This window comes from Sphingomonas sp. NFX23 (assembly GCF_049887795.1).
Lineage (GTDB): Bacteria > Pseudomonadota > Alphaproteobacteria > Sphingomonadales > Sphingomonadaceae > Sphingomonas.
Window position 1 is genome coordinate 602,053 of the sequence record NZ_JAGEKH010000004.1, and the last position, 13,756, is coordinate 615,808.

A 13,756-nucleotide genomic window follows, 5' to 3' on the forward strand; every position below is an offset into this window, starting at 1 on the left:
GCCTGACGGTTTCGAAGCGGGGACGTAGACGATGGCCAATCACCCTTTGCGTATCGTGATCGCTGGTGGCGGCACCGCCGGCTGGATGGCAGCGGCGACGTTCGCGCGGTTCCTGGAGACGGGGTACGAGATCGACCTGATCGAGTCCGACGAGATCGGCACCGTCGGCGTCGGTGAGGCGACGATCCCGCAGATCCATCTGTTCAACGATGCACTCGGGCTCGACGAGGATGCGTTCCTCCGCGCGACCGGGGGCACGTTCAAGCTCGGCATCGAGTTCGTCGACTGGTTCAAGCCGGGCCATCGCTACTTGCACGCGTTCGGCGATGTCGGTCGCGATGTCGGCCTGTTGCCGTTCCACCAATATTGGCTGCGCGCGCGGTCGCTCGGGCTGGCCGGCGATCTTGGCGCCTATTCGCTCAACACGCACGCGGCGCTCGCCGAGCGGATGCAGCGTGGCCCTGCGCGCACCGCGCGGACGCTGCCGTCGATGCCGTACGCCTATCATTTCGACGCGGGGCTCTATGCGCGTTACCTGCGGCGCTATTCCGAGACGCGCGGCGTCAACCGGATCGAAGGCAAGATCGTCCGTGTCACCCGCGACGGCGAGAGCGGCGACGTCTCCGGCCTTTTGCTGGAGAACGGCACCACCGTTGCCGCCGACCTGTATATCGACTGCACCGGCTTTCGCGGGCTGCTGATCGAGGAGGCGCTCGGGATCGGGTACGAGGACTGGACGCACTGGCTGCCGTGCGACCGCGCGATCGCGGTGCCGTCTGCGCGCAGCGAAGCGTTCACGCCGTACACGCGCTCGACTGCGCATGCCGCCGGGTGGCAGTGGCGGATTCCGTTGCAGCACCGCACGGGTAACGGCGTCGTCTTCTCCAGCGCGCATATGAGCGAGGACGAGGCGACCGCGACGTTGCTGGCCGGGCTCGACACGCCGGCGATGGCGGAGCCTCGGACGATCGCGTTCCGCACTGGTCGTCGCAAGCGGATGTGGAACCGCAACGTCGTCGCGCTCGGGCTCGCCGCCGGGTTCATGGAACCGCTCGAATCCACCAGCATCCATCTGATCCAGTCGGCGATCTCGCGATTGCTCAAGCTGTTGCCGGGCCGTGTGATTGCCGACGCCGATCGCACCGAGTTCAACCGCCAGAGCGACTTCGAATACGAGCGCATCCGCGACTTCATCATCCTCCACTACAAGGCGACGGCGCGCGTCGACACGCCGTTCTGGCGCCAGTGCCGCGACATGGCCATTCCCGACACGCTCGCCGCGAAGATCGACCTGTGGCGCGGCAACGGTCACATCGTCCGTGAGCATGAGGAGCTGTTCACCGAAGTCGGCTGGCTTCAGGTGTTGGCGGGACAAGGCATCATGCCGGCGGGCCACCACCCGCTGGCCGACGCGATATCGACGAGCGACCTGGGGGAATTCATGGACACGATCGACAAGCTGAACGCGCGCGAGGCGGGCCAGATGCAGGACCACGCCGCGTTCGTCGCGCAGCATTGCGCGTCACCGGCAGGGCTCGGCGCATGAGCATCACCGCCGCCGTCCTGCTCGCGCTGTCCGGTGCGGCCGCCGTACCGCCCGCCGACTACCGCGCGCGTGCGCCGCAGGACGAGGTCATCTATTTCGTCCTGCCCGACCGGTTCGAGAACGCCGACCCGAGCAACGATCACGGCGGGATCGCCGGCGACCGGCTCAAGACCGGCTATGATCCGACCGCGAAGGGCTTCTATCATGGCGGCGACCTGAAGGGCCTGACCAAGCGGCTCGATTACATCCAGCATCTCGGCGCGACCGCGATCTGGCTCGGGCCGATCTTCAAGAACAAGGCGGTGCAGGGTTCGCCGGGCCACGAGTCCGCGGGCTATCACGGCTATTGGATCACCGACTTCACGCAGGTCGACCCGCATCTCGGCACCAACGCCGACATGACCGCCTTCGTCGACGCCGCCCACAAGCGCGGGATGAAGGTGTATATGGACATCATCATCAACCATACCGCCGACGTGATCCAGTACCGCGAATGCTCGGTCGGCAGGCCCTGCCCGTACCGCGATCGCGCGACCTATCCGTACCAGCGTAAGGGCGGTGTCGGCGGCAAGGCGATCAATCCGGGGTTCGTCGGCGACGGCGTCCAGACCGCGGCGAACTTCGCCAGGCTGACCGATACGACCTATGCCTACACGCCGTACGTGCCCGCCGCCGAGCGCAATGTGAAGGTGCCGGCGTGGCTCAACGACTCGATCTATTACCATAATCGCGGCGACACCACGTTCATGAACGAGAGCTCGACGATGGGCGATTTCTCGGGTCTCGACGACGTGATGACCGAAAACCCGCGCGTCGTGTCGGGCATGATCGACATCTTCGGATCGTGGATCGACCGGTTCAAGGTCGACGGCTTCCGCATCGACACCGCGCGCCACGTGAACCCGGAATTCTGGGCGCAGTTCGTGCCGGCGATGCTGACGCGGGCGCAGGCGAACGGCATACCGAACTTTCACATCTTCGGCGAAGTCTCCGATCACGAGGTCCGCCCGGCGGTGCTCGCGCAGCATACGATCGTCGACAAGCTGCCCGCCGTGCTCGACTTCGCGTTCCGGCAGGCGGTGGTCGAGACGGTCGCGGGCACGCGCGGCACCGACGCGTTCGAGGCGCTGTTCGACGGCGACGTGCTGTATGCGAAGGGCGTCGACACCGCGGCGATCCTGCCGACCTTCACCGGCAACCACGACGACGGCCGTTTCGCCACCTTCGTGCGGAAGGCGTTTCCGCAGGCCTCGGACGAGGAAGTGCTGAAGCGCGTGCTGCTGTCGAACGCGATGCTGCTGACGTTGCGCGGCGTGCCGACGATCTATTCGGGCGACGAACAGGGCTTCGTCGGCGACGGCAACGACCAGGACGCGCGCGAGGACATGTTCGCGTCGAAGGTCGCGATCTATAACGACAACCGCCTGCTCGGCACGACCAAGACGACCGCGACCGAAAGCTTTGGCGAGACCAATCCGCTGTTCCGCGAGATTGCCGAGCTGTCGAGGGTTCGCGTCGCGCATCCAGCGTTGACCCGTGGCCGGACGGTCATCCGTAGCCGTAGCGAAACGCCGGGACTGCTCGCCGTCTCGCGCTTCGATCCGACGACGGGTGCGGAAACCCTGCTCGCGTTCAACACGTCGGCCAAGCCGATCACACAGGCGGTACAGGTCGAGACCGTTTCCAACCGCTTCATTACGCTCGCCGGCACATGCGCGCCACGCGCTGCCGCCCCCGGCAGTGTCACACTAACCCTGCCCGCGTTCGGCTATGCCATCTGCGCCGCGGAGACCCGTTGATGCCTGCACGATTGCCTGAAGCCGCCGCCGACCTTCCGTGGTGGAAGGGCGCGACGATCTACCAGATCTATCCCCGTAGTTTCGCGGACTCGAACGACGACGGGATCGGCGACCTGCCGGGTATCACCGCGCACCTCGACTATGTCGCCAGCCTCGGCGTCGACGCGGTGTGGCTGTCGCCGTTCTTCACCTCGCCGATGAAGGATTTCGGCTACGACGTGTCGGACTACCGCGACGTCGATCCGATCTTCGGCACGCTCGCCGATTTCGACGCGCTGATCGCGCGCGCGCATGCGCTGGGGCTCAAGATCATCATCGATCAGGTCTATTCGCACACCTCGGAGGAGCATGACTGGTTCCGCCGGAGCCGCGCGTCGCGCAGTGGCGAGAAGGCGGACTGGTATGTCTGGGCCGACGCCAAGCCCGACGGCACGCCGCCATCGAACTGGCAGTCGGTGTTCGGTGGCCCCGCCTGGACCTGGGACGCGCGGCGCGGGCAATATTACATGCACAATTTCCTGAAGGATCAGCCGCAGCTCAACGGCCATAACCCCGCGGTGCAGGACGAGCTGATCGCGACGGCGCGGTTCTGGCTGGATCGCGGCGTCGACGGTTTTCGCCTCGATGCGATCAACTTCGCGATGCACGACCCGGCGCTGACCGACAATCCGCCCGCGCCCGCGACCAATCGCGCACGCACGCGGTCGTTCGACTTCCAGCAGAAGCTGCACAACCAGAGCCATCCGGACATCGTCGGGTTCATCGAGCGGATCCGCGCGCTGCTCGACGAATATGGCGCCGGGTTCACGGTGGCGGAAGTCGGCGGCGATGACAGCGACCGCGAGATGAAGCTGTTCACTGGCGGCAATGGCCGGCTCAATAGCGCGTACGGCTTCGATTTCCTGTACGCGGACCGGCTGACGCCCGAGCTGATCGTCGATGCGGTCGGCAACTGGCCCGATACGCCGGGCCTCGGCTGGCCGAGCTGGGCGTTCGAGAACCACGACGCACCGCGCGCGGTGTCGCGCTGGACCACGCCCGACCAGCGCGAGGCGTTTGCGCGGATGAAGATCCTGCTGCTCGTCGCGCTGCGCGGTAACATCTTCCTGTACCAGGGCGAGGAGCTGGGCCTGACGCAGGTCGACATCGCGTTCGACGACCTGCTCGATCCAGAGGCGATCGCGAACTGGCCGTTGACCTTGTCCCGAGACGGCGCGCGTACGCCAATGCCGTGGATCGGCGGCGCGCCCGATCTCGGGTTCGGCAGCACCGAGCCTTGGCTGCCGTTCGGGGAGGATCACCGCGCGATCGCGGTCGACGCGCAGGAGGCGGACGCGACGTCGCTGCTGCATTGGACGCGGGCGCTGATTGCTGCGCGTAAGGCGCATCCAGCGTTACGGCTGGGGAGCCTGCGGATCGTGCACAGCGATGATGCGGTGATCGCTTTCGAGCGAGAATCCGATGACGAGACGCTGCTCTGTGTGTTCAATCTCGGCGAAGACGCGCGCGATTGGCCAACCGGCATCGCCACCGATGGCGACATGATGTTCGCGACCGATGGCGCCGACACGACGACGCTGCCGCCGCTGTCCGGGCTGGTCCTGCGACGGTGATCGACGGGCTTGGCCAGCACATCGTGATCCTCGGCGGCGGCACCGCCGGGTGGATGACCGCGTGCCTGATCGCGCATCGCTGGCGGGATCGCGGCATGCGCGTGACGCTGGTCGAAAGCCAGGAGATCGGCATCGTCGGCGTCGGCGAAGGATCGACACCGCAGTTGAAACACTTCTTCGACACGCTCGGCATCGCCGAAGCCGAGTGGATGCCGGCGTGCGATGCGACCTACAAGCTCGGGATCGGCTTCGAAGGCTGGTCCGACCGTGAGGGGTATGACCGGTATTTCCACCCCTTCCCTACCGAGCTCGACGGTCACACCGCGCCGCAATTCTTCTACAACACGCGGGCCCGACGGACCGGTCGCGACGTCGAGGCACATCCTGACCGGTTCCTGCTCCCTGCCCGACTAGCCTCTGCGAACTGCGCGCCGCAGCCTGCCGCAAACTTCCCGTTCGAGGTCAGCTACGGCTATCACTTCGACGCGTACAAGGTCGGCGCGTTCCTCTCAGCGCACGCAACCAAGACGCTGGGCGTCGTCCATCTCCAGCGCCGTATCGCCAGCGTCGAGCGCACGCAGTCCGGCGAAGTCGCCGCGCTGATCGATACCGACGGCGAGCGTATCGCCGGCGAATTCTTCGTCGATGCCAGCGGATTCCGCAGCACAATCTTCGGTCCGCTGGAAGTGCCATTCGTGAGCTATGCCGATGCACTGCTCAACGACCGCGCAGTAGTGATGCCAACCGCGCACGCAACCGGCACGCCGATCCCCAGCCAGACGCGCGCGACCGCGTTGTCGGCCGGCTGGGAGTGGCACATCCCGCTGACCAGCCGAAACGGCAACGGCTATGTCTACTCGAGCCGCCACCTGACCGAAGCACAGGCGGAAGCGGAACTGCGCGCGCATATCGGCGCCGAGGCCGGCGAAGCGCGCCACCTCAAGATGCGCGTCGGCCGCGGCCGCGAGAGCTGGTCGCACAACGCGCTCGCAGTCGGGCTCGCGCAGGGCTTCCTCGAGCCACTCGAGGCGACTGCGCTGCATCTCGTCATCGCCACCGTCGAGGCATTCCTCGCCGTAATAGACGAAGGCGGCACGACAGATACGGTCCGCACCGCGTTCAACACGCGCATCGCCGCGCGCTACGACGGCGTCCGCGACTACATCGTCGCGCATTACCGCCTGAACCAGCGCCGCGACGATCCGACCGGCTATTGGGCGGAAGCGCGCGGCGTGGACGCCCTGTCCGACGACCTCAAGATGCTGATGTCCACCTGGTTCACCGGCGCGGACATGGTCGCGGCGATCGATCGCGCCGGGCTCGGCCGCTATTATTCGGCGATCAGCTGGCACTGCCTGTTCGCCGGCTACGGCACCTTTCCCGACGCCGCACGGCTCATTCAGCCCGGCGCCGACATCGATCCCATCGACCTGCCGAGGATCGACGATTTCCTGACCCGTTGCGCATCGAATTTCGGGTCGCACGCCTCTCGCCTCTGCCATCTGGCGGACCACAAGGATCACGTATGAAACGCATCGCCCTCCTGCTCGCCGCTACCGCCGCCATCGGCAGCGCACCCGTCCATGCCCAGACGAACGTCGCCGCGGCACCAAAGCTGGTCCCGAGCCGCGACGGCGTCGAAGTCCAGGTCGGGACCAAGGCGACGCGGATCACAGCGATCACCGACGGTCTGATCCGCGTCCGCGTCGCCAAGAACGGCCTGTTCCCGGAGGACGCCAGCTGGGCCGTTCCCGCGGAGATCCGCCGCCAGAAGATCGCCGTCACCGCGGCCCCCGATGGCTTCACCACCGCCAGCGTCCGCGTCCGCGTCGGTGAAGGCGGCGCGATCACCTTCGAGACGCTTGATGGCAAGATCATCTCCGCCGATGCCGCGCCGGTTGCGACCGACGGCAAGGCGTTCGCGATCGCGAAGACGCTGCCGATCGCCGAGCATTTCTACGGCTTGGGCGATAAGACGCAGGGGCTCGACCGGCGCGGCCACGGCTTCGTCGACTGGAACACCGACGCGTTCGGGTTCAGCAGCGCGGACGACCCGATCTACAAATCGATACCCTTCTTCATCGGCACCGGCGGTGCGGGCGGCAGCTACGGCATCCTCCTCGACAACACCTATCGCACCTGGTTTGACTTCGGCCACCGCGATGCCGAGACTCTCTCGTTCGGCGGCCCCGACGGCCCGATCGACTATTATTTCATCGCCGGCCCCTCGATGGCCGAGGTCACGCGCCGCTATGCCGACCTGACCGGCCACGCCCCGCTCGCACCGAAATGGGCGCTCGGCTACCAGCAGTCGCGCTACAGCTACGGCAGCGCCGACGAGGTCCGCCAGATCGCCGCCCGCCTGCGCAGCGACCGCGTGCCGACCGACGTGATCTGGCTCGACATCGGCTATCAGGATCGCAACCGCCCCTTCACCACCGACGCCAAGACCTTTCCCGACCTGCCCAAGCTCGCCAGCGAGATGAAGGCTGACGGGATCAAGCTGGTCGCGATCACGGACCTCCACATCGCTGCGGTCGAGCAGGGTTACGCGCCCTACCAGAGCGGGATGAAGGCCGACGCGTTCATCAAGAACGCCGATGGCAGCCCCTATGTCGCGCCGGTCTGGCCCGGCCCGTCGGTGTTCCCGGACTTCACGAAGACCGCCGCCCGGACCTGGTGGGGCACGCAATATAAGGGCTTCCTGGACGCCGGGATCGCTGGGTTCTGGAACGACATGAACGAGCCGGCGATCTTCGAGACGCCGACCAAGACGATGCCGCTCGACACGCGCCACCGCATCGACAGCGACGATTTCGCAGCCCGCATCACCGATCACCGCGAGGCGCACAACGTCTACGGCATGCTCAACACACGCGCCACGTTCGACGGCCTGCTGAAACTGCGCCCCGACGAGCGCCCGTTCGTGATGACGCGCGCGAGCTATGCCGGCGGGCAGCGTTACGCGGTCACCTGGACCGGCGACAACAGCGCGACCTGGGATCATCTGAAGCTGTCGGTGCAGCAGATCATCAACCTCGGCCTGTCGGGCTTCGGCTACAGCGCCGCCGACGTCAGCGGGTTCGCGGGTGGCCCGAGCCCCGACCTGCTCACGCGCTGGACCGAGATCGGCGCGTTCACGCCAGTGTTCCGCAACCATTCGGCGACCGGCACCCCTCGCGTGGAACCCTGGGTCGATGGCCCCGACCACCTAGCAATCCGCCGCCGCTTCATCGAGGAGCGCTATCGCCTGATGCCGTATTTCTACGCGCTGGCGGACCAGAATGCGCGGTTCGGCGATCCGATCATGCGCCCGGTGTTCTACGATTACCCGGCCGCCGCGACCGCGTCGTGCGACCAGTCGATGGCGTTCACGCTCGGCAAGTCGCTGCTGATCGCGCCGCCGCCCAAGCCGGAATCGCCGCAGACCTACGACGTGTGCCTGCCCGCTGGCGGCTGGTACGACTATTGGACCGGCCAGCGCGTCGGCACGCCCGAGCCCGCCGCCGCCGGCCCGATCCAGTCTGCGACGCAAGCCGTGCCGACCGCGCGGACGCTAGGCGATCGCGTGACAGAAACACCGCGCCTCGATCGCCTGCCCGTGTTCGTCCGCGCCGGCACGATCCTGCCCCGCCAGCCCTTGGTCCAGAGCACGAGCGAAACCCCGAACGGTCCGCTGCGGCTCGACGTCTATCCCGGCGCGGATTGCATCGGCACGCTCTACGAGGACGACGGCCGCACCTTGGCGTACACCCGCCGCGGCAATTTCCGCCAGACGGTGCGCTGCACGATCACGCCGACCGGCCTGTCGATCGACTTCGCCAAGCCCGAGGGTGGCTTCAAGCCGTGGTGGAAGAGCATTGCGATCACCGTCCACGGTTGGGACGGCGCCGGCAATGCCGGCGTAAAGGGTAAGCAGACCAGTGTCGCTCAAGACGCAGCAGCCGGAACGTCGACCTTGGTCATTCCACAAATGAATATTGCCGGCACGGTACACTTGGAGGGACGGCAAGTGGCGATTGGACAAGCGCTGAAAACCATCTCCCTGCGGTAATTGCGATTTGCAGTTCGCTTTGCACTGCCGGCGTCTCGAGGAGGTGGGCATCAGAGTTTTCGACGTCCCACACATCGATAGCGCCAGCAGCCGGCAGCCTCCTTTAAGCACGTCACGACGATCTCATTGCCCACCGGCGGCTAGGCAATCGCTTGGGATCGCGTGACGGCGCGTATGGTATGCTCGATAGCCCGCCAGACTATGCCGTGTTGCGAGCCGGATTGGGAAGATCACCCGGTAGCCCCCTAGTCGGGAAGGCCGATAGGCCGATTGATCGACGCTCGGTGGGCCGTAGTTGCCAGCGAACGATAGCTTAAGCACGCGTCTAGCGAGGGCGGCGCGTTCCAATTGGATATGCCGCCTCGCCCTGATTCTCGTGCTCAAAATCCATTGCCGAACCTAACGGTGCATCGATCGATTTCGGGGAATCTTGCGACTGCATCTACCCGATCAGGCCGGCGGGTTGCCCGATCCGCCGTTGAGTGCAGCGGGATGTTTGTGGGTATCGGTGGCTGAGGCTCGGGCTGGCGCCGCATCCGCGCTGCTCCCGGCGAGCATGCCGTTCAACGAACTGCCGGTCATGCCGAGTTCCGCCATCAGGCCATCGATGAGCGGGCCGCCGACGCGGTAGCGCATCGCCGCCGCGACCGCGGCATCGGCGAGGTTGCCTTGGCCGCCGCCGGACGCGCTGTCGCTGCCGCCGTCACCGTGAAGCCCGCGCGCATCGAGGATGCTGATCTTGTCGATATTTTCCATCGGCTTGCTGGCCGCAGAGATGATCGCGGGCAGGGCTTCGAGCATCGCGCGCCGGATCAGCAGCGCGGTCTGCGCGTCGCTGAGCAGATTGGTTGCTTCGTTGAGCGATGCCTGACCTGCGGCATCGACCTTGAAGGCTGCCTCGCGACCTTCCGCGCGGGCCTTTTCGGCGTCGGCCTCGGCAGTTGCTTCGGTGCGCACCGCACCCGCGCGGGCCTCAGCGGCTTCCTTCTCGGCGGTCGCGGCGACGGTGATGCCGACCGCCTCTTCCTGCGCGCGCTGGGTGGCTGCAATCACAGCCACGTTCTTGTTGCGGTTGGCGATCTCGGTTGCCTTGGCGGTGGCGACGCTTTCCTCGGCGCGGACGGCGAGCGCGCGGGCCTCGTTCGCTGCGGCGGTAGCGGTCGATTCCTCCTCGGACTTCTGCGCGGTCTGTACGGCGGTCGTTATGCGCGCGATCTCGATCGTGCGGTCGCGTTCGATCGTCGCGGTCTGGATCGCACCGTCACGCGCGATGGTTGCGGTCTGGATCACCTTGTCGGCTTCGGTCTGCGCGACCGTCTGCGCTTGGCTGGCGGTGATGCGGGCGATCTCGGCGAGACGGGTCTGCTCGGCTTCGGCGGTGGCGATCGCGGTCGCCTGTTCGGCGCGGCGGGCGGACAGCGTCTGCTCCTGCGTCAGCCGTGCCTGCTCGGCGGCCTGAGCGATCTCGAGCGACTGATTGTTCGCATCGAGGTTGCGCTGCTCGATCTCGACGCGGTTGGTGGCGACGATGTCGTTGCGGATCTTCTTGCGCTCCTCGATCGTCCGCGTGAGCACGGTCAGCCCCTCGGCATCGAACGCGTTGTTCTCGTTGAAATGCTCGAACGCGGTCTGGTCGAAATGCGTGATGCTGACGGACTCGAGCTGGAAGCCGTTCATGTCCAGATCGGTCATCAGCGCCTCCTGCACCTTCTGGATGAAGTCGGCGCGGTTGGCGTGGAGGTGCTCCATCGTCATCGTCGCGGCGACCGAGCGCAGCGCGGACACGAGCTTGCCGTCGAGCAGCGACTTTACCGCGTCGGGGCTGTTGACCGAATCGCCAAGCGTCTGTGCGGCGGCGGCGATCGATTCCGCGTCGGGCTTTACCTTGATATGGAACAGCCCGACGACGTCGACCCGCAGCTTGTCGAGCGTGATCAGCGCATCCTTGTTCAGGCGCGAGACCTCCAGCTTCACGGTCGTCAGGCGGACCTGCATCAGTTCGTGGAGCACGGGGATGACCATGATGCCGCCGTTGAGCACGACCTTCTCGCCGCCGAAGCCAGTGCGGATCAGCGCCACGTCCTTGGTCGCGCGGCGGTAGAGCCGGGTCAGGATGATGCCGATCACCACGAGTGCGAACAGGACGATACCGGCGTAGATCAGGACGTTCAGAAGCTGTGCGGGCATGAAACCCTCCCCGGTTATGCGTTGGTTAGATCGGCCGCAGAAGCGCGTTGGCTTCCGGCAGTGCGTAGAAGAGTTTGCCGTCGCGGCGGACGATCAGCGCGGTCTCGCCGGCGGCGATCGCGTCGGCCTCGTCATGCGGCTCGACCATGATGAAATGCGCCTGGCCGTGCTGGTCGACGATCTTTGCGCGGGCGGGCGATCCGCGGCGGGCGGTGCCCTCGAGGATGGTGCCGCGGCGGCGGAGGAAGTCGTCGGTCGAGATCACGCTGGTCTCGAAGCCGGGCATGATCCGGGCGAGGCCGTTGGCGGCAAGCGTGTTGAGCAGGCTGCCCGCGATCAGCGCGCCACCCGAGGCGAGGCCCCAGTGAAGCGGGCCGCCGGCCAGCGCGGTCGCGCCCTGCTGGATGGCGATCCCGGCCAGCGTGAAGCAACCAAGCAGCGAAGTCAGCCAGATTAGGATCGGCAGTTCATGGCCCAGCCCAAGCCAGTCGAGCACGCCGCCATCGGCCTCGGCATGGACGTCCGCGTGGAGATCGAGATGGCCGAGCCCCAGACCGATCGCCTCGATCAGCCCAATCCCGATCATGATGACGAACGCGATCGCGAAGGGCACGTAGGCGGGCGTCAGGAAGATCGTGAACATCGGCCGTAGCGCTGGTGAGGACCCTGGTTCTGCATGGGCGAACGGGTAGCGGACAGACGACAACGCTTCGTTACGAAACGCCGGCCGATCCGGTCTTTCCACTCCATGCGTCGATACTCCCCAGAGCGAGGCTAGCTCTACGCCGATGCGTTCGCAACGCGGGTTGCGGGAGATCGGCCGGGTTTCGATCCATCCTCTGCACAGGATCTGCACGACAAGCGAGCGGACTGCACACGGATCTCGCGATCGGTCGATCACAGAGCCACGGCAAAGCCGATCCTCGACAATCGGGGAGTGCGAAGATGGATCGTCATGGAAGTCTGGTGGCCAAGATCGGCTCTGCCCTGGCGCTGATCGTCCTGGCGGAGATACTGATCGCCGATGGCAATGGCGCGGTCGTGGGTGGGTTTGCATTCGCCTGGATCATCGCCCTAGTCCTGACGCGTAGGGCGATCTGGAACGACGGGGCGGCGCTACTGGCATTGATTGCCGGCGCCGGGTTGGCGGTGGTGCTCGTCGAAGATCCGAGCGTCCTTGGCTGGGTTCTGTTCTGGACGGCGATCTCGCTTGCTGCGCTCCTGCCGCGACACAGGTTCGACGATGCGCTGGCTTGGGCTCGCAGGCTTGGCTGGCACGCGATGTCCGCCGTCATTGCGCCGTTGAAGGATGCTGCGCGGCTGTCGATGGTCCACCAGCGTCGAGGGCCGCCCTCCGGCGGCATCCGCGCAATCGGGGCTGTCGTCGCGTTGCCCCTGTTGGGCGGCGTGGTTTTCGTTGGGCTGTTCGCGAACGCCAATCTGCTGATCGGTCAGGCATTCTCGCGGATCGTGCTGCCGGATCCGTGGGCGGTGACATGGCGGACGGTGTTCGGGCTCTGTGTGCTGGTTACGATCTGGGCAAGCTTGCGGCCAAGCCGGCGCACGACGCGGGCATCGCGTATGGACGAACGCTCGATCGGCATGGCGTTCGAGCCGGGGGTGGCGACGCTGGTTCTTTCGCTCGTGACGTTCAACGTGATTTTCGCGGTCGAAAACACGCTCGACATCGTGTTCCTGTGGAGCGGTGCGGGACTGCCTGCGGGCGTGACGATGGCGGACTATGCGCACCGCGGCGCGTATTCGTTGATCGTGACTGCGCTGCTCGCTGCGGTGTTCGTGCTGCTGGCTTTACGTCCGGGCAGTGCAGCCGCGGCGAGCCCGCTGGTGCGACGTCTAGTAACGGTCTGGCTCCTCCAGAACCTGCTGCTGGTCGCGTCGAGTGCGTTGCGAACGCTCGATTATGTCGACGCCTACGGAATGACGGTTCTGCGGCTGTCCGCGCTTGCGTGGATGGGCCTCGTGGCCACGGGACTGGCGCTGATCGGCTGGCGACTGCTGGCACGCAAGTCGGCTTCGTGGCTGATCAACGCCAATGCGCTGGCGGCTGTCACGGTTTTGGTGGCGGCGAGCGTCGTCGATCTTGGCGCGACCGCCGCGGCGTGGAATGTCCGCACGACGCTCGCCAGAGGCAAGGCGGGACCGCCGCTCGACCTCTGCTATATGGCGCGGCTCGGGTCACCATCGCTGGTCTCGCTGGCGATGCTGGAGCGGCATGCGAAACGGGCCGGTCTGCGCGACCGGCTGGCCTATCTGCGGTGGGAAAACCAGACCGAAACTGCGGACGCGCAAGCCGATTGGCGCCGCTGGACGCCGCGCAACGCGAGACGCCTCGCGACGGTCCGGGCGATGTTCGGTACCAAGGCGCCGCGTCTGCGGTCGGCGCCGGACGGACGGCGTTGCGACGGGGTGATCCTGCCGCCGCTCTTGGTGGAGGGTCCGTCAGCGCCGCCGTCCGCTCCAGCGCCGCAGATGCCTGCGCCTGGCATTCCGGCACCAAAGCCGTTGACGCCGGGTGCGCAACAATGATCCTGTGCCC

General features: G+C 66.3%; 8 protein-coding genes. 6 read left to right on the plus strand and 2 right to left on the minus strand.

Annotated features, from left to right (window positions below; all coding sequences use genetic code 11):
• The first annotated feature begins 31 nt into the window (after positions 1-31).
• The 5 genes from J4O76_RS13575 to J4O76_RS13595 are packed head-to-tail and all read left to right on the plus strand — an operon-like array spanning position 32 to position 9,012.
• On the plus strand, positions 32-1,546 hold the full coding sequence (locus tag J4O76_RS13575; RefSeq protein WP_426282388.1) for a tryptophan halogenase family protein: 1,515 nt from the start codon (positions 32-34) through the stop codon (positions 1,544-1,546).
• On the plus strand, positions 1,543-3,345 hold the full coding sequence (locus tag J4O76_RS13580; protein WP_426282390.1) for an alpha-amylase family glycosyl hydrolase: 1,803 nt from the start codon (positions 1,543-1,545) through the stop codon (positions 3,343-3,345). Before J4O76_RS13575 ends, J4O76_RS13580 begins: the two co-directional genes overlap by 4 nt.
• A complete protein-coding gene (locus J4O76_RS13585) occupies positions 3,345-4,958 on the plus strand; it encodes an alpha-amylase family glycosyl hydrolase (RefSeq protein ID WP_426282392.1) in 1,614 nt (537 codons plus the stop codon). Before J4O76_RS13580 ends, J4O76_RS13585 begins: the two co-directional genes overlap by 1 nt.
• A complete protein-coding gene (locus tag J4O76_RS13590) occupies positions 4,955-6,487 on the plus strand; it encodes a tryptophan halogenase family protein (RefSeq protein WP_426282394.1) in 1,533 nt (510 codons plus the stop codon). Before J4O76_RS13585 ends, J4O76_RS13590 begins: the two co-directional genes overlap by 4 nt.
• Positions 6,484-9,012, plus strand: coding sequence for a TIM-barrel domain-containing protein (locus tag J4O76_RS13595; protein ID WP_426282396.1), 2,529 nt, complete (start codon positions 6,484-6,486; stop codon positions 9,010-9,012). The genes J4O76_RS13590 and J4O76_RS13595 overlap by 4 nt, the downstream gene beginning before the upstream one ends.
• A gap of 450 nt (positions 9,013-9,462) precedes the next feature.
• Here J4O76_RS13595 and J4O76_RS13600 read toward each other — a convergent pair whose 3' ends face one another.
• Positions 9,463-11,199 (minus strand): flotillin family protein, encoded by a 1,737-nt coding sequence (locus J4O76_RS13600; RefSeq protein ID WP_426282397.1) that lies wholly within the window; start codon positions 11,197-11,199, stop codon positions 9,463-9,465.
• 25 nt (positions 11,200-11,224) lie between these two features.
• Entirely contained in the window at positions 11,225-11,842 is a 618-nt protein-coding gene (locus J4O76_RS13605) for an OB-fold-containig protein (protein WP_426282398.1), read from the minus strand.
• A gap of 302 nt (positions 11,843-12,144) precedes the next feature.
• On the opposite strand from J4O76_RS13605, the gene J4O76_RS13610 reads away from it, so the two are divergent.
• Complete coding sequence (locus J4O76_RS13610; protein ID WP_426282399.1) at positions 12,145-13,746, plus strand: DUF4153 domain-containing protein; 1,602 nt, start codon at positions 12,145-12,147, stop codon at positions 13,744-13,746.
• The last annotated feature ends 10 nt before the right edge of the window (positions 13,747-13,756 follow it).

Bases quoted from the DNA above. Each gene is read 5' to 3' on its own strand.
- J4O76_RS13575 (WP_426282388.1), top strand. From the start codon at position 32: ATGGCCAATCACCCTTTGCGTATCGTGATCGCTGGTGGCGGCACCGCC.
- J4O76_RS13580 (WP_426282390.1), top strand. From the start codon at position 1,543: ATGAGCATCACCGCCGCCGTCCTGCTCGCGCTGTCCGGTGCGGCCGCC.
- J4O76_RS13585 (WP_426282392.1), top strand. From the start codon at position 3,345: ATGCCTGCACGATTGCCTGAAGCCGCCGCCGACCTTCCGTGGTGGAAG.
- J4O76_RS13595 (WP_426282396.1), top strand. From the start codon at position 6,484: ATGAAACGCATCGCCCTCCTGCTCGCCGCTACCGCCGCCATCGGCAGC.
- J4O76_RS13600 (WP_426282397.1), bottom strand. From the start codon at position 11,199: ATGCCCGCACAGCTTCTGAACGTCCTGATCTACGCCGGTATCGTCCTG.
- J4O76_RS13605 (WP_426282398.1), bottom strand. From the start codon at position 11,842: ATGTTCACGATCTTCCTGACGCCCGCCTACGTGCCCTTCGCGATCGCG.
- J4O76_RS13610 (WP_426282399.1), top strand. From the start codon at position 12,145: ATGGATCGTCATGGAAGTCTGGTGGCCAAGATCGGCTCTGCCCTGGCG.